We start from the raw sequence: 18,516 nt of genomic DNA on the forward strand, positions 1-18,516 counted from the left end.
GGCGTGGTGGACAATGGGTGTCGGGTACGCGCGGTGGTGGACAGCCGGTGTTATCGCTAACATCCGAAGTGGACGATCATGAGCCGGGATGAGGGTGCGGCAGTGGAGAACAAGACCTCGCGCGACCCCGCGATGACGGATGTGGCGAGACTCGCGGGCGTGTCGCACCAGACCGTCTCGCGCGTGCTGAACGACCACCCGAACGTGCGCGAGCAGACCCGGCTGCGGGTGCGGGCGGCGATCGCCGAGCTGGGCTACCGGCCGAACAAGGCCGCGCGGGCGCTGGTGACCGGGCGGTCGCAGCTGATCGGCGTGGTGGCGCAGAACTCCACCCTCTACGGGCCGGCGTCGTTGCTGGCGGCGTTCGAGGAGGCGGCGGCGGGCGCGGGCTTCGCGGTCAGCGTCGGCCGGGTCAAGGAGCTGGACCACGCGTCGATCAACCGGGCCGTCGAGCGGCACCGCGACGAGCGGGTGGCCGGGATCGTGGTGATCGCCCCGACCGCGTCGGCCAACGACGCCCTCGCCGACATCCCGGCCGGTGTGCCGGTGGTGACCATCGACGGCGACCCGGCCCGCCCGACGCCGCTGGTGACCGTGGACCAGCAAGCCGGCGCGTACGCCGCCACCAAGCACCTGCTCGACGCGGGGCACCGGACGGTGTGGCACGTGTCGGGCCCGCCGAACTGGTTCGACAGCTCCGGTCGCGTCGAGGGCTGGCGCAAGGCCCTGGAGGACGCCGGCGCCGAGGTCCCGCCGCTGGTGCCCGCGGACTGGAGCGCTCGGGCCGGGTACCAGGCGGGGCAGATGCTCGCGCGGATGCCCGAGGTCACGGCCGTGTTCGCGGCGAACGACCACCTGGCGCTGGGCATCCTGCGGGCGATGCACGAGCGCGGGCGGCGGGTGCCGGAGGACGTGAGCGTGGTCGGGTTCGACGACGTGCCCGAGGCGGAGTTCTTCATCCCGCCGCTGACCACCGTGCGGCAGGACTTCGCGGCGGTCGCGCGGGAGGCCCTGGACCTGCTGCTGGCCCAGGTCGCCGACGGAGGGGCGGCCGACACGCGCCGCACCATCGCCCCGGCCCTGATCAGCCGCGGCAGCGTCGCGCCACCCAAGTAGAACGCCGGGCCGGCCGGCGCGGCGGTCGGGCGGATGGTTTCGGCAGGCGGCTCGCGCGGCGGGTTGGCGCGAGGGCAGGTTGCGCGGCGGGTGCGCCGGCGGCGGATTGGCGCGGTGGGCGGACCGGCGGCGGGTTGGCGTGACCGGTAGGCCGGCTTAGCGGGCCATTGGGCCGGCTCGGCGGGGCGGCTGGCGCGCGGGCGCGGTGGCGGGCAAGCTTGGCGGGTCGGGCTGGTTCGGCGAGCGTGTCGGCCCTGCGTGCCGTGCTTCTCGTCATTAGCGGCCGGCGCGCCCCCCGACGGGCGGTCCGGCGGTCCGCTTTGCGCAACACCCGGCGCGGCCGACCCCTTTCCGTGAGTGCGTTAACAACTCCGTTCGGTGCTGTTTCCAGCCCGAGACCGGCCATCTCTTGACGTCTCAATTGTTAGCGATAACACTGCATCACATCGCTTCCCAGGAAGGCCATCCCCGATGACCAACGACCCACTCGTGGTGGGCGTCGACTTCGGCACCCTGTCCGGCCGCGCCGTCGTGGTGCGGGTCCGCGACGGGGCCGAGCTCGGCAGCGCGGTCCACGACTACGCGCACGGCGTGCTCGACCGCGCCCTGCCCTCGGGCCGCGCGTTGCCGCCCGACTGGGCGCTCCAAGTCCCCTCCGACTACGTCGACGTGCTGCGCCACGCCGTCCCCGCCGCGCTGCGGGCCGCGGGAGCGGACCCGGCGGACGTGATCGGCATCGGCACCGACTTCACCGCGTGCACGATGGTCCCGACCACGGCCGACGGTACGCCGCTCAACGAGCTGCCCGAGTTCGCCGACCACCCGCACGCCTACGTCAAGCTGTGGAAGCACCACGCCGCCCAGCCGCAGGCCGACCGGATCAACCACCTGGCCGAACGGCGCGGCGAGCCGTGGCTGCCCCGCTACGGCGGCCTGATCTCCTCGGAGTGGGAGTTCGCCAAGGGCCTCCAGGTGCTGGAGGAGGCCCCCGAGGTCTACGCGGCGATGGAGCACTGGGTCGAGGCCGCGGACTGGATCGTCTGGCAGCTCTCCGGCGGCTACGTGCGCAACGAGTGCACCGCCGGGTACAAGGGCATCCGCCAGGACGACGCCTACCCGTCGCCGGAGTTCCTCAAGGAGCTCAACCCCGACTTCGAGCGGTTCGTCGCCGACAAGCTCGACCACCCGCTGGGCGCGCTGGGCGACCGCGCCGGCGGCCTCACCGCCCGGGCGGCCGGGTGGACCGGGTTGCGCGAGGGCATCGCGGTCGCCGTCGGCAACGTGGACGCCCACGTCACCGCGCCCGCGGCCAAGGCCGTGGAGCCGGGCGTGATGGTCGCGATCATGGGCACCTCCACGTGCCACGTGATGAACGGTGTGGACCTGCGGGACGTGCCGGGCATGTGCGGTGTCGTCAACGGCGGCATCGTGCCGGGCCTGTGGGGCTACGAGGCCGGGCAGAGCGGTGTCGGCGACATCTTCGCCTGGTTCGTCAACCACGGCGTCCCGCCGGAGTACCACGAGCGGGCGCGTGAGCGCGGCATCGGCGTCCACGAGCTGCTCACCGAGCTGGCCGCCGGGCAGGAGATCGGCGAGCACGGCCTGATCGCGCTGGACTGGCACAGCGGCAACCGGTCGGTGCTGGTGGACCACGAGCTGTCCGGCGTGGTCGTCGGCCAGACGCTGGCCACCCGCGCCGAGGACACCTACCGCGCGCTGCTGGAGGCCACCGCCTACGGCACCCGCATGGTGATCGACGCGTTCACCGACTCGGGCGTGCCGGTGACCGAGCTGGTCATCGCGGGCGGCCTGGTGAAGAACGCGCTGCTGATGCAGATCTACGCCGACGTCACGAACCTGCCGCTGTCGGTGATCGGGTCCGAGCAGGGCCCGGCGCTGGGCTCGGCGATGCACGCGGCGGTCGCGGCGGGCGCGTTCCCCGACATCGTCGCCGCGGCGGCGGCCATGGGCAAGGTCGAGCGGTCGGTGTACGAGCCGGTGCCGGCCAACGTCGAGGCCTACGAGCGGCTGTTCGTGGAGTACCAGGAGCTGCACGACTACTTCGGCCGGGGCGCGAACGAGGTCATGCACCGGCTGAAGGCCCTGCGCCGCCAGGCGGTCGAGCGCAAGGCGACCAAGGGGGAGGCCGGCCGATGAAGGTCCTGGACGCGCTGCGCCACGGCGTGGCCGAGCTGCACCGCGAGCTGACCCGGTACGAGCTGGTCATCTGGACCGCGGGCAACGTGTCGGCGCGGGTGCCGGGCGAGGACCTGATGGTGATCAAGCCGTCGGGGGTGTCCTACGACGAGCTGTCGCCGGAGAACATGGTCGTCACCGACCTGCACGGCAACCTCGTGCACGGCGAACTCGCGCCTTCCTCGGACACCGCCGCGCACGCCTACGTGTACCGGCACATGCCCGAGGTCGGGGGAGTGGTGCACACGCACTCGACCTACGCCACGGCGTGGGCCGCGCGCGGCGAGCCGATCCCGTGCGTGCTGACGATGATCGCGGACGAGTTCGGCGGGGACATCCCGGTGGGGCCGTTCGCGCTCATCGGCGACGACTCGATCGGGCGCGGGATCGTGGAGACGTTGCGGGGGAGCAGGTCCCCGGCGGTGCTGATGCGCAACCACGGCCCGTTCACGGTCGGCAAGGACGCCCGCTCGGCGGTGAAGGCGGCCGTGATGCTGGAGGACGTGGCGCGGACCGTCCACATCGCACAGCAGCTCGGCAAGCCCGACCCGATCGACCCCGAGCACGTCGACCGCCTCTACGCGCGCTACCAGAACGTCTACGGGCAGTGAGCCCCGCAATGTCGAGCCCAGCACAAGGAGTGCCCATGTCGTCCGCCGCGAAGCCCCAGGTCTGGTTCCTCACCGGCAGCCAGCACCTCTACGGCCCGGAGACGCTCGACCAGGTCGCGGGGCAGTCGCAGCAGATCCAGCGCATGCTCGGCGCGTCGGGGCGGATCAGCGCGGAACTGGTGTGGAAGCCGGTGCTGACCGACACCGCCGCCATCCGCAGGGTGATGCAGGAGGCCAACGCCGACCCGGCGTGCGTCGGCGTCATCGCGTGGATGCACACGTTCTCGCCGGCCAAGATGTGGATCACCGGCCTGGACGCGTTGCAGAAGCCGTTGCTGCACCTGCACACCCAGCACAACGAGTCCCTGCCGTGGTCGACCATCGACATGGACTTCATGAACCTCAACCAGGCCGCGCACGGTGACCGCGAGTTCGCCTACGTGCAGACCCGGATCGGGGTGGCGCGCAAGACCGTGGTCGGGCACGCGAGCGACCCGGTGCTGGCCGACCGCATCGACGGGTGGGCGCGGGCGGCGACCGGCTACACGCACCTGCGGTCGCTGCGGCTGGCCCGGTTCGGCGACAACATGCGCGACGTGGCGGTGACCGAGGGCGACAAGGTCGAGGCCGAGCTGCGCTTCGGCGTGTCGGTGAACACCTACGGCGTCAACGACCTGGTCGCGCTGGTCGACGAGGTGTCCGACGAGTCGATCGACCTGCTGGTGTCGGAGTACGCCGACACCTACCGGCTGGCCCCGGAGCTGGCGCGCGGCGGCGAGCGGCACGAGTCGCTGCGCTACGCGGCGCGCATCGAGGCCGGGTTGCGGCAGTTCCTGACCGAGGGCGGGTTCGGGGCGTTCACCACGAACTTCGAGGACCTGGGCGGGCTGCGGCAGCTGCCGGGCCTGGCCGTGCAGCGGCTGATGGGCGACGGCTACGGCTTCGGCGGCGAGGGCGACTGGAAGACCTCCGCGCTGCTCGCGACGGTGAAGGCGATGGGCGCGGGCACCGGTCGCGGCACGTCGTTCATGGAGGACTACACCTACCACTTCGGGCCGGGGGAGCCGAAGGTGCTGGGCGCGCACATGCTGGAGGTGTGCCCGAGCATCGCGGCCGACCGGCCGTCGTGCGAGGTCCACCCGCTGGGCATCGGCGGCCGGGAGGACCCGGTCCGGCTGGTGTTCGACGCCGCGCCCGGACCCGGCGTGGTGATCGGCCTGGCCGACCTGGGTGACCGGTTCCGGCTGGTGGCCAACGAGGTCGAGGTCGTCGCGCCGGACGAGCCGCTGCCCAACCTGCCCGTGGCGCGCGCGGTGTGGAAGCCCGCGCCGTCGCTGTCGACCTCCGCCGAGTCCTGGCTGACCGCCGGCGGACCGCACCACACGGTGCTCACCCAGGCCGTCGGCGCCGAGGCGCTGCGCGACCTGGCCACCATGACCGGCACCGAGCTGGCCCTGATCGACGCCGCCACCACGGCGGAGTCGTTCACCGACCGGTTGCGCTGGAACGCCGCCTACCACCGACTCGCGCAGGGCCTGCGCTAGAGATTCCCACCGCCGCAAGGAGCAACGATGAGGTTGACGAAGATCGCGGTCCTGGCCGCCGCCGCGGTGCTGGCCACCGCCTGCGGGTCGTCGGAGAAGACGGTCGACCAGCAGGGCCAGTCCGCCGAGGGCGCGCTCGTGGGCGTCACCATGCCCACGAAGTCCTCGGAACGCTGGATCCACGACGGGGAGAACATCAAGAAGTCGTTGGAGGCCAAGGGCTACAAGGTCGACCTCCAGTACGCGGAGAACGACATCCCCACCCAGGTCAACCAGCTGGAGAACCAGATCACCAAGGGCGCGCGGCTGTTGGTGATCGCCTCGATCGACGGCACCGCGATCACCACCCAGCTGGAGCAGGCCAAGGCGGCGAACATCCCGGTCATCGCCTACGACCGGCTGATCCGCAACAGCCCGAACGTGGACTACTACGCCACCTTCGACAACTTCAAGGTCGGCGTCGAGCAGGCGAACTCCCTGCTGACCGGCCTGAAGCTGCGCAACGCCGACGGCAGCCCGGGCAGCGCGACCGGCCCGTTCGACATCGAGCTGTTCGCCGGGTCGCCGGACGACAACAACGCCACGTTCTTCTTCAACGGCGCCATGTCGGTGCTCCAGCCCTACATCGACAAGGGCACGCTGAACGTCAAGAGCGGCCAGAAGGACTTCAAGACCGTCGCGATCCTGCGGTGGGACCCGGCCACGGCGCAGAAGCGCATGGAGGACATCCTCACCACCACCTACCGCGGCGGGAAGGTGCACGGCGTGCTCTCGCCGTACGACGGCCTGTCGATCGGCATCCTGTCGGCGCTGAAGTCCAACGGCTACGGCACCGCCGACCAGCCCTACCCGGTCGTGACCGGCCAGGACGCCGAGGTGGCGTCGGTGAAGTCCATCATCGCGGGCGAGCAGTACTCGACCATCTTCAAGGACACCCGCGAGCTGGCGAAGGTGACCGTGGACATGGCCGACGCCGTGCTCAAGGGCGGCAAGCCGCAGGTCAACAACGAGAAGGACTACGACAACGGCAACAAGGTCGTCCCGTCCTACCTGTTGCAGCCGGTGGCCGTGGACAAGGCCAACTACCAGAAGGTCCTGGTGGACTCGGGCTACTACACCGCCGACCAGTTGAAGTGATGGCTTTGTCCGACGACATCCTGGTGATGCGCGGCATCACCAAGAGGTTCGGTGGGGTCACCGCGCTGCACGACGTGACGTTCGCCGTGCGGCGCGGTGAGATCCACGCGGTGTGCGGCGAGAACGGCGCGGGCAAGTCCACGCTGATGAAGGTGCTGTCGGGCGTGCACCCGCACGGGTCCTACGACGGCGGCATCTTCTTCGACGGCGAGGAGTGCCGGTTCTCCTCCGTGCGCGACAGCGAGCGGCGCGGCGTGGTGATCATCCACCAGGAGCTGGCGCTGTGCCCGCAGCTGTCCATCGCGGAGAACCTGTTCCTGGGCAACGAGCAGGCCACGCGCGGGTTCATCGACTGGAACCGCACCAACCACGCGGCGGCCGAGCTGCTGGCACGCGTGGGCCTGCGGGAGAACCCGACGACACCGATCGCCGACCTGGGCGTGGGCAAGCAACAGCTGGTCGAGATCGCCAAGGCGCTGTCCAAGGAGGTCTCGCTGCTCATCCTGGACGAGCCCACGGCCGCGCTGAACGACGACGACTCCGCGCACCTGCTGGACCTGCTGCGCGGCCTGCGCGACCAGGGCATCACGTGCGTGATCATCTCCCACAAGCTCAACGAGGTCATGGACGTCGCCGACCGGATCACGGTCATCCGCGACGGCCGGACCGTGGGGACGATGGACGTCGCCGAGGCCACCGAGGACCGGATCATCTCCGGCATGGTGGGCCGCGACCTGGAGCACCGCTTCCCGCCGCGCGAGCCGCGCATCGGCGAGGAGGTGCTGCGCATCGAGGACTGGACGGTGCACAGCCCGGTCCAGCCCGACCGGGTCGTGGTCTCCGGCGCGTCGCTGACGTTGCGGCGCGGGGAGATCGTCGGCCTGGCCGGGCTGATGGGCGCGGGCCGCACCGAACTGGCGATGAGCGTGTTCGGCCGCTCCTACGGCGTGCGCATCTCCGGTCGGATAGTCAAGGACGGCCGCGAGATAGAGCTGAAGACCGTGCGTGACGCCATCAAGCACGGCATCGCGTACGTCAGCGAGGACCGCAAGCGGTACGGGCTGAACCTGATCGAGGACATCAAGCGCAACATCTCCGCCGCGGCCCTGCCCCGCCTGGCCTCGCGGGGCTGGGTGCGGGAGGGCGAGGAGTTCGCGGTCGCCGAGGCGCACCGGCGGTCGCTGGGCATCAAGGCCCCGGACGTGCTGACCCCCACCGCCGCGCTCAGCGGCGGCAACCAGCAGAAGGTCGTGCTGGCCAAGTGGATGCAGACCGATCCGGACGTGCTGATCCTCGACGAACCCACGCGCGGCGTCGACGTGGGCGCCAAGTACGAGATCTACACGATCGTCAACGAGCTGGCCGCGCGCGGCAAGGCGGTCCTGGTGATCTCGTCCGAACTGCCCGAGCTGCTCGGCCTGTGCGACCGCGTGTACGCGCTGTCGGCGGGCCGCGTGACCGGCGAGGTGAGCCGGGACGAGGCGACCCAGGAACGCCTCATGCAGCACATGACCAAGGGACTGAACCGATGAGTGTCAAGACCGCCGCCCCGGCGCAGGCGGGGCCGGCCGCCGCCCCGCGCCGGTTCCGCTTCAACCTGCGGCAGAGCGGCATCTACGTGGCGTTCGCGCTGATCGTGGTGCTGTTCACGGTGATCACCGACGGTGCGCTGCTGGAACCGCAGAACATCTCGAACATCATCGTGCAGAACTCCTACATCCTGATCCTGGCCGTGGGGATGATCCTGGTGATCATCGCCGGGCACATCGACCTGTCGGCCGGGTCGGTGGTCGCGGTGACCGGCGCGCTGTGCGCGGTGCTGACCGTGCAGGCGGGTCTGCCGTGGGGCCTGGCGGTCCTGATCACGTTGGGCGCGGGTGCCCTGATCGGCGCGTGGCAGGGGTACTGGGTCGCCTACTTCGGCATCCCCGCGTTCATCGTGACGCTGGCCGGGATGCTGGTGTTCCGCGCCCTGACCCTGACCGTGCTGGGCAACCAGGGCATCGGGCCGTTCCCGCAGGAGATCCGGACGCTGTCCAACGGGTTCGTCGAGGGCTACCTGGGCAACGTCGGGCTCGGCCCGCTGGGCGGCGCGGACCTGTTGTCGCTGCTGGTCGGCCTCGGTGTGGTCGCGGGCCTGGTGGGGGCGCAGTGGCGGGCGCGGGCCGGCCGCATCGGGTACGGGCAGACCGTGGACCCGATGTGGGTGTTCGTGGCGAAGCTCGCCGGCGCCGGGCTGGTCGTGATGGCCGTGGTGGTGCAGTTGGCGCGGTTCCGGAACCTGCCGTGGGTGCTGGTGCTGCTGGCCGTGCTGGTCATCGGGTACTCGCTGGTGGCGAACCGGACGGTGTTCGGCCGGCGGGTCTACGCGGTGGGCGGCAACGTCCAGGCGGCGACGCTGTCGGGCGTGAACGTCAAGTCCGTGACGTTCTGGATCTTCGTCAACATGGGCGTGCTGGGCGCGCTGGCGGGCGTGGTCTTCGCGGGCCGGCTCAACCAGGCGGGCCCGACGGCGGGCTTCAACTTCGAACTGGACGCCATCGCGGCGGCCTTCATCGGCGGCGCGGCGGTGCAGGGCGGGGTGGGCAAGGTCGTCGGCGCCATCACCGGCGGCCTGATCATGGCGGTGATCAACAACGGCATGTCGTTGATCGGCGCGCAGAGCGAGAAGGTCATGCTGGTCAAGGGCCTGGTGCTGCTCGCGGCCGTGGCCTACGACGTGTGGACCAAGCGCCGCAACCGCTGACCCCGCGCCGGGGGGCTCAACCTAGCCAGACCCGAACCCTGGCGTCCTGGTTCAGCCCCCCGGTAGTTCACCCACCTGTGCCCGCAACCCCCGATCAGGGACGGTCCAGGAGGCGGGCGCAGTGGATCAGGCCGATGTGGCTGTAGGCCTGCGGGTGGTTGCCCAGCGATCGTTCCGCCACCGGGTCGTACTCCTCCGCCAGCAACCCGGTCGGCCCCGCACAACCCACCAACTGCGCGAACAGCTCCTCCGCCTGGTCCCGCTGCCCCGTCAGCAGGTACGCCTCCACCAACCACGCCGCACACAGGTGGAACCCGCCCTCGTCCCCGGGCAACCCGTCGTCCCGCCGGTACCGGTACACGGTGGCCCCCGACCGCAAGCCCGCCTCCACCGCCTCGACCGTCGCCGTGAACCGCTCGTCCGTCACCAGACCGCTCAACCCCACGTGGAGGGAGGCCGCGTCCAGGTCCTCACCGTCGTAGGCGGTGGTGAAGGCCCGTACGTCCTCGTTCCAGCCCCGCTTCAGCACGTCCGCCGCGATCAGGTCGCGCAGGATCACCCAACCCGGATCCACCGACCTGCCGAAGCGTTCGGCTGTGCGGATCGCGCGGTCGGTGGTGAGCCAGCACATCACCCTTGAGTACACGCGGTGGCGTGGGGCGTGGCGTTCTTCCCAGATGCCGTGGTCGGGTTCCTGCCACCGTTGCGCCACCGCGGACACCATCGCGGTGACCAGGTCCCAGTCCCGGTCGTCGAGGCGGTCGCGGGCGGTCGCCAGGTCCAGGACCAGGTCCACCACCGGGCCGAACACGTCTAGCTGGACCTGTTGGCCCGCGAGGTTTCCCACGCGCACGGGGCGGGAGCCCGCATAGCCGGGCAGGGTGTCGATGACGGCCTCGGGGCCCAGTTGGGCGCCGTGCACGGTGTAGAGGGGGTGGAGGCGTTCCGGGCCCGGCAGGGTGGCCAGCACGCCGTGCAGCCAGTCCACGAACGCCTCGGCCTCCTCGGTGGAACCCAGCGCCACCAACGCCCGCACGGTCAACGCCCCGTCGCGCAACCAGCAGTACCGGTAGTCCCAGTTGCGCACACCGCCGATCTCCTCCGGCAACGACGTCGTCGCGGCGGCCAGCACCGCCCCGGTCCCGCGGTGGCACAGGGCGCGCAGCGTCATCGCGGACCGGGCCACCAGGTCCCGTTCCACGGTCGGCAGGGTAAGGGACGACAGCCACTCGCCCCAGTCCGGGACGCTCGACTCCCGGGGCGTGAAGTCATCGGTCCCGCAACGGAGTTCCAGGACGGCGGGCGGGTGGACGGTGGCGTGGGCGGTGTCGCCGTCCACCTCCCACTCCACGCCCGGCGAGCGCAGCACCATCGGCTCGGCGGTGCCCTCGACGCGCAGGCCGTCGGCGGTCTCGCGCAGCGTGACCCGCACCTGGCCGAACTCCGGGCGGGGCGCGAACTCGACCCGGGCGGGGGAGGTGCCGGTGATGCGGCGGACCAGGTCGGTGCGGTGCGGCTCGGTGTCCTCGGCGAGGTGGTCGGTGACGGTCAGGCCGGCCCAGCGCGTCTCCACGGCCATCGTGCCGGGCAGGTAGCGCTGGCCCAGCGGGAGGCGGCCGTGCGCCGGGCGGACGGTGAAGTGGCCGGCCTCCGGGCCGCCGAGCAGGTCGGCGAACAACGCCGGCGAGTCCGGTTCGGGCGCGCACATCCACGTCACCCGCGCGTCCGGCGTGACCAGGGCGAGGGCCCGCCGGTTGGACAGCAGGCTGTGCCGCTCGATCGGCACCGGCCGCGCGCCGAACAGCCACCGGCGGCGCTCCTCCAGCAGGAACGCCAACCGCGGCGCGGCGTCGCGGTCGGCGAGGTGCAGGACGCCGGTGGCCTCCGCGTCCAGCGCGGGGTGCGTGTACTCGCCGACCAGCTCCACCTCGGCGGGCAACCGGGACAACACGGCCAGGTCCGCCAACGGCCGGTGCGACACGACCACGACCGACGTCTCCGGCAACTCGGCCAGCGCCCGCACCGCCGTGACCCCCTCTCGTCCGGGCCGGGCGGGGTCGTCCGGCGCGAGGGCGCGGTCGTAGTCGCAGACGACCACCAGGCGCTCGGCGCGGGCCAGGTCGAGCAGTCGGCGGCGCGACTCGGTCGTGAGCACTACGGGACCTCCTCCGGCGGAACTTGCCGGAACCGTAGGCGGCTGCGCCGTCCGGGTCAGCGCGCTGATCGCAAACTTAGGAGTGCCCTAACCCAGTCTTAGGGTTTCTCCGGGACCTCCAGCCTTTCCCTGCTCCAAGCGGTCGTCCGCAGGCATGTCTAGATGGCGATGGAAGGGTCGTGCTTGGCCAGGTAGTCCCGGAACGCCCCTCTGATCTTGGCTTGGAGGTACGAAGCCTCCCGGCTGCCAGGCGAGACCCTTTGTTCGTACTCCCGCTTCTGTGCCTGGAAGTACCTTGCGACACTGATGGAGTCCCGGTTGGCGACGAAGTAGCTGTGCTTGACGTGCAGGTCGGCGTAAAGGCCTTGGAAGTTGCGGGCGAGTCCCAGGTCAAGTGACGAGTTGACGTAGTGCTTGCACTCGATGACCAGGTTGCACTTGGCGGCCCGTGGTGCGACTCCGGCTTGTCTGCTGATGTCGGCCTCTTCCTGCGGAAGCATCAGAACATCAGCCTCGTGCAGGACGCCGGATCCTCCTTGTACCCTGATGCCGATGTGCAGTTCGAGAGGCGGAGTGAAGCCGAAGCGGATGAGCGCGTGGGTGTACGAGTGATCTCTCGCGAACAGCTGTCCGGGGCTTCGCCGGAACTTCAGTTCGTTCGTGGGTCGCCCCATGTGGTCGACGAGCTTGACGTCGGCTCCTCGGTCGTGTGCGAACGCCGCGGCCAGCGAGAAGATGAAAACCTCGTAGATGTCGTCCGCGCCGTTCGAGCTGATGCCGGTAAGGTCTACAGAGGACCCGAGCAGGCTCCTGATCTCGCCCAGAAGAGCACGCGTGTCTGTCATCCGTGCACCTCCGCGCGCAACTGGTCCAGCAGGCCGCGCAGGCGATCTCGCGTGCTCGCATCGACGCGGCCATCCTTCAGGTGAAATGCTGATGGTCGATCCGTGGCGACCGGTGATACGAAGCTGATCGTGACAGCGTCGTCCCGGCCAGTGAATGCGGCGAGGTTGCGCAACGCCTGATCCTCTGCCTCAGGGAGTTCGACCAGCATCACGAGCGCGGCATCGATGAGTTGGGTGACGCGTTCTGTCGGCGTCATCGCGCGTGTGGCGACGACGGGCGTACCCGGGTTCTTCTTGGTGTTCGCATAGATCTGCTCAGTGGGCACAACAGCTTCGTAGATGAACCCGGTGTACCCCTCTTGGTATCGAGGGGGCAGCGCTCCTGCGGAGGTGGCGGAGTTCTCCCACGCCTTCTTCGATGGCGCGGTCCACCTCGGCGAGCGCCCAGTCCAGGCCAAGTGTCCGAAAGATGTCGCGGAGCTCGTTTTCGATCTCTGCGAGTTCGTCTTCGTTCAAGCTGTCCCTGCCACTGTCGATTCCTGGCCTCTCGTTCAGTGATCGTAACAGCGCCCAGGTTGGCTCGATGGTGACTTCAGTTCTCCGCACCAAGGCGGTGACGATGTCCTCGGGTGTTATGGCGACTTGGGAGTAGGTGCGCGTCGCGGGCGTCGTTACGGTCCGGGCAAGTCCGTTCCGAGACGAGGTGCCCACTGTGAAAACCCTGCTGGTGGTGACCGCACTCGCCCTGTCCCTCGCCCAACCGACCGCGCACGCCGCCGTCCCCTACTGCTACGAGGAGCCGCACAACCCCCGCGCCGACATCAGCGACCTCAAGGCCGGGTTCACCTCGGCCAACTGGATGCGCACGCTCCAGACCATGTACCAGCGCCGGTGGCCCAGCGGCGAAGCGCTGGCCAAGGCCCAGGCCCGCGACCCGTACTGGAACCAGTTCGTGCGCAAGGACTCCTTCGAAGGGTTCGCCGAGTCCATGATGGTCGCCATCCACGAGGAGACCCACATGTGGGACCTCGACGGCGCCCGCACCCGCTGGGACGTCCACACCGCCGCCTGGATCGACGCCACCCGCCAGGCCACCACCGTCCCGCTGCACGGCGGCTTCGCGCGCAAGGAGATCCTGCCGCTGATCAAGGACCGCCTCAGCGACTCCATGGACGGCATCTACCTGCGCGACCGCCAGCAGGGCGAGTACAAGCTGCAAGGCGTCCTCGCCGAGCTGAACGCGGGCCTCACCGGGCTGCCGGCCGTGACCGTCGTGCAGGAGTACATCAAGGGCGTCGGCGCGAGCAACGCCCGGGACATCGCCGCCACCAACCTGCGCTACCTGCTGCTGTACCTGCGGGTCGCCAAGGACCGGTACCCCGCGTACTGGGCGAAGATCAAGGCCGAGCCGAAGCTGCGCGACCTGGTGCTGACCCAGTTCCTGCGCACCGCGTACTGGCTGGAGAAGTCCGCCCCCTACACCGGCAAGCTGGGCAGCGCGAACGCCGACAAGATCACCGCCACCAACTACGCGCCGGAGAACATCGCCGTCCTGGAGGAGTTCACCGGCCAGAGGATCAGCACCACGCAGAAGAACTGCACGGCTTGACACCACGCCCCCTCGTTGTGAACAGTTGTTCATGAACAGGTGTTCACAACGAGGGGGTGCGCGTGGAGCGGGTCGTGGTGTTCGGCGGGTACGGGGCCGTGGGGCGGGAGGCGGTCGCGCTGCTGCGCGGGTCGTGCGAGGTCGTGGTGGCCGGGCGGGACCCGGCCAAGGCGCGGTCGGTGCCCGGGGCGGTGCCGGTGCGGGTCGACCTGCGGGAACCGGGTGCGGTCGAGCGGGTCGTCGAGGGTGCGGACGCGGTGTTGATGTGCGTGGACGTGGACAACGCCCGCGTCGCGAAGGCCTGCTTGGAGCGGGGCGTGCACTACGCGGACGTGTCGGCCTCGCTTGATCGGCTCGCCGCGATCGGCGGGTTGACCGGGCCCGCGACCGGGCTGCTCAGCGTCGGGCTCGCGCCCGGCGTCACGAACCTGTTGGCGCGGCAGGTGGTCGAGGCCTCGGGGGCGCGTGAAGTCGAGATCGGAGTGCTGCTGGGGGCGGGGGAGCGGCACGGGCCGGCGGCGTTGGAGTGGACCTTGGACGGGCTGGGGGAGCTGGGGCCCGCCTGGCGGATGCCGTTCCCCGGCGGGGAACGGACGGTGCACGGCTTCCCGTTCTCCGACCAGCACACCCTGCCCGGGACGTTGCGCCTCGACCGCGCCCGTACCGGGCTCGCATTGGATTCCCGCCTGCTGACCGCGCTCCTGCCCGCCGCCGCGCGGGTCCGGCGCCGGCTCCGGCCGCTGACGAAGGTCCACGTCGGCTCGGACCGGTTCGCGGTCACCGTCCGGGCGGGCGGGGTCACGGCGTCGTTCAGCGGGCGGCGGCAGAGCCGGGCGACCGGCGTGGTGGCGGCGTTGCTGGTCAAGCGGTTGCCCGAACTGCCCGAAGGGGTGTGGCACGTCGAGCAGGTCGTGGAGCCGGGGCCGTTCCTCGCCGAGGTCGCCGCCCACGGCTTCGCCTACGATGCGCCCCGATGAGCCCCAGACGAGCAGCCGGCCTGCCCGACGGCGACGTGAGCCTGCGCGACCACCTGATCACCGCCGCCGCCCGCCTGATCGCCGAACGCGGCACCGCCGGCCTCACCGTCCGCGACATCGCGCGGGCGGCGGGCGTGGCCTACGGCGGTCTCTACAACCACTTCGCCGACAAGGAAGAGCTGCTCGCCCTCGCGCTGCACGCCCACGTCCGCGCCGTCGAGCACGACCTCGGCGCGCCGCCCACGGACGGCACGCTCGCCGAGAACCTCCGGGCGTTCGTGCGGCATGCCCTCGCCGTCCACACGGCGATCCTGCCGGCGTTCGCGGGCCTGGTCGGCAACCCGGACGTGCTCGCGAGGTTCGACGCGCTGCCCAACCCGCTGGCCGGCGGTCGCGGGCTGCACACCGCTCTGGTCGACTACCTGGAGGTCGAGCGGGAGCGGGGCGCGGTCAGGCGGGACGCCGACCTCGACGCCGTCGCGACCCTGCTCATCGGCGCGTGCCACGACCTGGTGCTGCCCCGCATGTACCGGGGGGTGCGCGCGCCGGTCGAGGTGCCGGCCGACCGGGTCGCGGCGCTGGTGGCCACGGTCCTGGACGGCATCACCGGTCCAGCGCGAGGCGGCCCCCCAGGGCGACGAACGCGATCCCGGTGACCCGGTCCACCCACCGCCTTCCCCGCCGGTACACCTCGACCACGCGCGGCAGCCCGAACAGGGTCGCACCAGCGAGAACCAGGCCGCCGCCAGCGCCACCACGCCCGCGACCACCGCGACCCGACCGGGGGCCGCCGTGTCGGCGGGCAGCAACGCGCCGAACAGGCTGCCGAAGAACACCGCCGCCTTCGGGTTGCCGATGTTGGTCAGGAACCCGACCCGCCACGTCGGAGACCATACTTGCGGCCATGACGACGAGGCGGCCCCGGCTGGAGATCGAGTACTGCACGCAATGCCGCTGGCTGCTGCGCGCCGGCTGGACCGCCCAGGAGCTGCTCACCACGTTCACCACCGAGCTGGGCGAGGTCGCGCTGGTCCCGGGCACCGGCGGCGTGTTCGACGTGCGGCTGGACGGCGAGACGATCTGGTCGCGCAAGCAGCGGGACGGCTTCCCGGACCTCGCGGAACTCAAGCGGCTGGTCCGGGACCGCGTGGCCCCGGACCGCTCCCTCGGGCACAGCGACCGCCGCTGACCCGACCCCCACTCTGGAACGCAGCGACCGCCGCCGGCCCGGCTCAGCCCCGGAAGATGCCCGTGCGGGCCACCCAGTCCTCCAGGAGGGCCCGGTCGCCGCTCACCTCCACGTGCGGCGCGGGCCGCAGGTAGAGCGACAGCACCAGTTCCGCCACCGGCCCGCGCACCGTCACCGCGGCGTCCTCCCGGCCGCGCCGCCACTGCGGGGCCTCGCCGGTGAGGTCCACGAACCACGCCGCGTCGGTGTCCGTGGCCTCGAACCGCAGGCTGCGGCCGGGCCCGACCGCCACACCGCGCCGAGGGCTCGCGCCGAAGACCATCCACTCGTCCACCGCGTCGGCGGCGATCTCGGGCGCGAGGTCGAACTCCGCCCCGACGGCGGCAGCGGCGTCCGCCCGGTGCACGGCGGTCTCGTGGGTCATCCGCCGCGCCCACAGCTCCGGCGAGGTGAAGCCGGGGATGCCCACCTCGACGGGCCGGTCCGGGCCGTTGTCCCGCAACGCCTTCGTCAGGACGGTCGCGCTCTCCGCGAGCCACCCGTCGAGGTACGCGGCGTCCTCGTCGGTGTAGCCGTCGAGGTCGCGCGCCGGGTTGGGCACCGGACCGCCGGTCTGGATGACCTGCTCGATCCACCGGTGCCCGCCGCCGACGTGCCGTAAGAGTTGGCCGAGGTTCCAGTCGGGGCAGCTGGGCACTCGGGTCCGCATGTCCGCGCCGCTCACGTGCGCGCGCAGCAGGTCCGTTTGGGTGACGATTTCGGCGCAGTAGCGCTCCAAGGCGAAAGCCATGCGCCTACTCAAGCGCGCGAGCCGGCCGGCGATCAAGTCGCCGGCCGGCCCTCTCACGCGATCACCAGAGCGTCGCGCCGTACACGGCCTGGTAGTAGGGCAGGCTGATCGCCGCCGGGTAGTACCAGGACACGTTGGGCAGGCCCACCGCCGCCGCGCACCGGTACCGGCCGCCGACCACGTAGAGCTGGGCTCCGCTGGTCACGCCCTCCGCCGTGCGGGTGCCGGAGTTGCGGTAGTTCGCACCACCCGAGTCACCCGGCTCGACGCACGCGTTGTGCCGGGTCAGGTCGTACACCGTCTGCCCGCCCGAGTACGTCACCGTCTGCCGCTTGGCCGTGATCACGCCGCAGGTCAGCTTGGTGGTCACGCCGGACTTGCAGATCGCGGTGCCCACCGGCGAGTCGCTGTACCCGCTCACGGTGACGACGCCGCCCTGCGACGGGTTCACGTCCACCCAGGGGCCCTGGGTCCACGCGGCCGTGTTGGTCACGCGCACGAGCGCGTCGTCCCAGGTCGGGAAGAACGCGGCCTGCACGGTGCCGATCTGCGCGCCGGTGTAGCCGTACACGGCGGTGCCGGCCGGGCCGCAGTGGCCCGCGGTCAGGACGTAGCGCAGGCCGTTGTTGACGTTGCGCAGGTTGAACCCGGCCGAGCAGTACCCGCCGCCGAACGCGCCGTAGTACAGGATGTCGCCGCCGTCGAGGAACGCCGCCGTGGACGGTTCGACGTCGGTGTAGCCCACGCGCACGGCGTCGCCGTACTTGCGCAGGCCCGCGACGGCCTTCTCCGACCCGGCGGCCAGCGCGGTCACCGACACGACGTTGGCGGTCGGGTCGACCGACCAGGACACCAGGCCCTTGACCTCGTCGGACCGGCCGCCGCCGGGTCTGTCGCGCTTGCCGTCGTCGGCCCGCTTGCCCGCCAGGGAGTCCAGCTCGCCCTTGATCCGCTCCAGGTCGGCCGCGCTGTGCTTGACCACGTGCGCCCGCGCGCCCGCCGCGCGCACCTCGCCGGCCCGCGCCGGGTCGGTGACGGCGACCGCGAGCCGGCCCGCCTCGGCGTCGAACCACGCGCCGCCGAACGCCGCGCCCAGGCGTCCCGCCAGCACGTCGTCGAGCCGGTCGGCCTCGTCCTGCTGCGCCGCGCGTCTGGCCGCCTGGTCGGCGGTGAGCCCGAGATCGCGCTGCATGGCCGCGAGGACGTCCGCGGGCAGGTCGACCGACCGTTCCGGCGCGGCCGAGCCGACCGCGAGACCGGTGAATCCGAGAGTGGCCACCGAAACGCCGGTGAGCACCGTGCGGAGGAGTTTTCGCATCGCTCCCACTTTCCCTTGGTGTGTGTTCCTCGTTTTTCGCGCAGGCGGAGACCGCCGGATCACTGGAATTGGTCGAACCACCTGACCAGCGGCGACGGGTCTGCGCACTAGGGAAATCGCGGATCGGTGATGGGCGTTTCGGTGAATTCCGGAGAACACCCGGATGTCGCAGGCGGCAACTCGTAAGGACGAATATCGCGAATTTCATAAGCGAGGGATGGAAATTCGGCGGCGGATTCTAGCGGCAGGTTCGCCGGCCAGGCGGGTGCATCCGGCCGTCGCC

At 71.1% G+C, this 18,516-nt stretch carries 16 protein-coding genes and 1 pseudogene; 11 read left to right on the forward strand and 6 right to left on the reverse strand.

What is annotated here, in order from left to right; translation table 11 throughout:
- Nucleotides 1-78: 78 nt before the first annotated feature.
- The 7 genes from ABD126_RS35300 (at nucleotide 79) to mmsB (ending at nucleotide 9,350) form a co-directional block, all read left to right on the forward strand.
- On the forward strand, nucleotides 79-1,116 hold the full coding sequence (locus ABD126_RS35300; RefSeq protein WP_343939347.1) for a LacI family DNA-binding transcriptional regulator: 1,038 nt from the start codon (nucleotides 79-81) through the stop codon (nucleotides 1,114-1,116).
- Nucleotides 1,117-1,587: 471 nt separating this feature from the next.
- Entirely contained in the window at nucleotides 1,588-3,273 is a 1,686-nt protein-coding gene (gene araB / locus ABD126_RS35305; protein ID WP_343939349.1) for a ribulokinase, read from the forward strand.
- Nucleotides 3,270-3,923 (forward strand): L-ribulose-5-phosphate 4-epimerase, encoded by a 654-nt coding sequence (locus ABD126_RS35310; RefSeq protein ID WP_343939351.1) that lies wholly within the window; start codon nucleotides 3,270-3,272, stop codon nucleotides 3,921-3,923. Before araB ends, ABD126_RS35310 begins: the two co-directional genes overlap by 4 nt.
- 35 nt (nucleotides 3,924-3,958) lie before the next feature.
- Nucleotides 3,959-5,467, forward strand: coding sequence for an L-arabinose isomerase (gene araA / locus ABD126_RS35315; RefSeq protein ID WP_343939353.1), 1,509 nt, complete (start codon nucleotides 3,959-3,961; stop codon nucleotides 5,465-5,467).
- A gap of 27 nt (nucleotides 5,468-5,494) precedes the next feature.
- Complete coding sequence (gene chvE, locus ABD126_RS35320; RefSeq protein WP_343939355.1) at nucleotides 5,495-6,604, forward strand: multiple monosaccharide ABC transporter substrate-binding protein; 1,110 nt, start codon at nucleotides 5,495-5,497, stop codon at nucleotides 6,602-6,604.
- Entirely contained in the window at nucleotides 6,604-8,136 is a 1,533-nt protein-coding gene (gene mmsA / locus ABD126_RS35325; protein ID WP_343939357.1) for a multiple monosaccharide ABC transporter ATP-binding protein, read from the forward strand. The genes chvE and mmsA overlap by 1 nt, the downstream gene beginning before the upstream one ends.
- The gene (gene mmsB / locus ABD126_RS35330; RefSeq protein ID WP_343939359.1) at nucleotides 8,133-9,350 is read left to right on the forward strand and encodes a multiple monosaccharide ABC transporter permease; all 1,218 of its coding nucleotides are present in this window, start codon (nucleotides 8,133-8,135) and stop codon (nucleotides 9,348-9,350) included. The genes mmsA and mmsB overlap by 4 nt, the downstream gene beginning before the upstream one ends.
- A 94-nt stretch (nucleotides 9,351-9,444) precedes the next feature.
- Here the strand turns inward: mmsB and ABD126_RS35335 are convergent, their stop codons facing one another.
- From ABD126_RS35335 to ABD126_RS35345, 3 genes are all read right to left on the reverse strand, one after another.
- Nucleotides 9,445-11,505, reverse strand: coding sequence for a trehalase-like domain-containing protein (locus ABD126_RS35335; RefSeq protein ID WP_343939361.1), 2,061 nt, complete (start codon nucleotides 11,503-11,505; stop codon nucleotides 9,445-9,447).
- Nucleotides 11,506-11,663: 158 nt separating this feature from the next.
- A complete protein-coding gene (locus ABD126_RS35340; RefSeq protein WP_343939363.1) occupies nucleotides 11,664-12,350 on the reverse strand; it encodes a hypothetical protein in 687 nt (228 codons plus the stop codon).
- The gene (locus ABD126_RS35345) at nucleotides 12,347-12,676 is read right to left on the reverse strand and encodes a hypothetical protein (RefSeq protein WP_343939365.1); all 330 of its coding nucleotides are present in this window, start codon (nucleotides 12,674-12,676) and stop codon (nucleotides 12,347-12,349) included. Before ABD126_RS35345 ends, ABD126_RS35340 begins: the two co-directional genes overlap by 4 nt.
- Nucleotides 12,677-13,062: 386 nt before the next feature.
- Here ABD126_RS35345 and ABD126_RS35350 point away from each other — a divergent pair, with 386 nt between their 5' ends.
- The 3 genes from ABD126_RS35350 to ABD126_RS35360 all read left to right on the forward strand — a co-directional run bounded on the left by ABD126_RS35350 (nucleotide 13,063) and on the right by ABD126_RS35360 (nucleotide 15,592).
- Nucleotides 13,063-13,959, forward strand: a complete 897-nt coding sequence (locus ABD126_RS35350; protein ID WP_343939367.1) for a hypothetical protein — start codon at nucleotides 13,063-13,065, stop codon at nucleotides 13,957-13,959.
- A gap of 62 nt (nucleotides 13,960-14,021) precedes the next feature.
- Nucleotides 14,022-14,936: a saccharopine dehydrogenase NADP-binding domain-containing protein gene (locus ABD126_RS35355; protein WP_343939369.1), complete on the forward strand. Its 915-nt coding sequence runs from the start codon at nucleotides 14,022-14,024 to the stop codon at nucleotides 14,934-14,936.
- Complete coding sequence (locus tag ABD126_RS35360; protein ID WP_343939371.1) at nucleotides 14,933-15,592, forward strand: TetR/AcrR family transcriptional regulator; 660 nt, start codon at nucleotides 14,933-14,935, stop codon at nucleotides 15,590-15,592. Before ABD126_RS35355 ends, ABD126_RS35360 begins: the two co-directional genes overlap by 4 nt.
- Before the next feature lie 126 nt (nucleotides 15,593-15,718).
- Here the strand turns inward: ABD126_RS35360 and ABD126_RS38925 are convergent.
- A pseudogene (locus tag ABD126_RS38925) lies at nucleotides 15,719-15,886 on the reverse strand (hypothetical protein); the annotation flags it as partial.
- Between ABD126_RS38925 and ABD126_RS35365 the strand changes: the two are divergent.
- Nucleotides 15,841-16,125: an Rdx family protein gene (locus ABD126_RS35365; protein WP_343939373.1), complete on the forward strand. Its 285-nt coding sequence runs from the start codon at nucleotides 15,841-15,843 to the stop codon at nucleotides 16,123-16,125. The pseudogene ABD126_RS38925 and the gene ABD126_RS35365 sit on opposite strands and share 46 nt — an antisense overlap.
- Before the next feature lie 43 nt (nucleotides 16,126-16,168).
- On the opposite strand, the gene ABD126_RS35370 is transcribed toward ABD126_RS35365, so the two are convergent.
- Together ABD126_RS35370 and ABD126_RS35375 are read right to left on the reverse strand one after the other, a co-directional pair.
- Nucleotides 16,169-16,915 (reverse strand): maleylpyruvate isomerase family mycothiol-dependent enzyme, encoded by a 747-nt coding sequence (locus ABD126_RS35370; RefSeq protein ID WP_343939375.1) that lies wholly within the window; start codon nucleotides 16,913-16,915, stop codon nucleotides 16,169-16,171.
- 61 nt (nucleotides 16,916-16,976) lie between these two features.
- On the reverse strand, nucleotides 16,977-18,233 hold the full coding sequence (locus tag ABD126_RS35375) for a S1 family peptidase (RefSeq protein ID WP_343939377.1): 1,257 nt from the start codon (nucleotides 18,231-18,233) through the stop codon (nucleotides 16,977-16,979).
- Between the last annotated feature and the right edge of the window lie 283 nt (nucleotides 18,234-18,516).

This window comes from Saccharothrix mutabilis subsp. mutabilis (assembly GCF_039521145.1).
Lineage (GTDB): Bacteria > Actinomycetota > Actinomycetes > Mycobacteriales > Pseudonocardiaceae > Actinosynnema > Actinosynnema mutabilis.